The sequence below is a fragment of the Knoellia subterranea KCTC 19937 genome (genome assembly GCF_000768685.1).
Taxonomy (GTDB): Bacteria; Actinomycetota; Actinomycetes; order Actinomycetales; family Dermatophilaceae; genus Knoellia; species Knoellia subterranea.
The window spans coordinates 1-664 of record NZ_AVPK01000028.1; the positions used below are offsets into that span (position 1 = coordinate 1).

1 protein-coding gene is annotated in these 664 nt (G+C 67.6%); it reads right to left on the reverse strand.

The features are described 5' to 3' along the window. On the reverse strand, positions 1-548 hold a 548-nt coding region (locus N803_RS17170), incomplete at its 3' end, for an IS256 family transposase (protein WP_035907578.1). Positions 549-664: the final 116 nt, after the last annotated feature.

Sequence of the window (664 nt, forward strand, 5' to 3'; positions counted from 1 at the left end):
ACCGCCTTGGACACGACCATGCCGTGCTCGGTCCGCACGTGCAGGTAGGTCGCGTCCAGGTACACGTACGGGAACTCGACATGGTCCAGGCGTCGGGTCCGGAACGCGCCGACCGCTTCGTCCAGCCCGGCACAGATCCGGGACACCTCGGACTTGGAGATCCCGGTCCCACCCAACGCGGTCACCAGGTCGTCGACGTTGCGGGTCGAGACCCCATGCACGTAGGCCTCCATCACGACCGCATACAGGGCTTGGTCGATCCGGCGCCGCGGCGACAGGATGCTCGGGAAGAACGACCCGGCCCGCAGCTTGGGCACCGCGAGCTCGATGTCGCCGGCGTGAGTGGTCAACAGCCGCGGGCGCGACCCGTTGCGTTCGGTCACCCGGGACTCGGTGCGTTCGTACCGGCCGGCGCCGATCGCCGCGGTGGCTTCGGCGTCGATCAGCTCCTGCATCGCGACCCGGACACACTCGCGAATGAAATCAGTGCCCTCGCCGGAGCGGAACACCTCCTGCAGCTCGGACAAGGCAGACTGGGACAAGGCCATCGGTGAGATCTCCTTCGATGCGTGCTTGGCGGTACACATCGAGAATCTCGCCGGTGGCCCCTCTAGTCAGGACGCCGCGCCGTCACCCAAACCCCACCACTCCCCGGGGCTCTGTC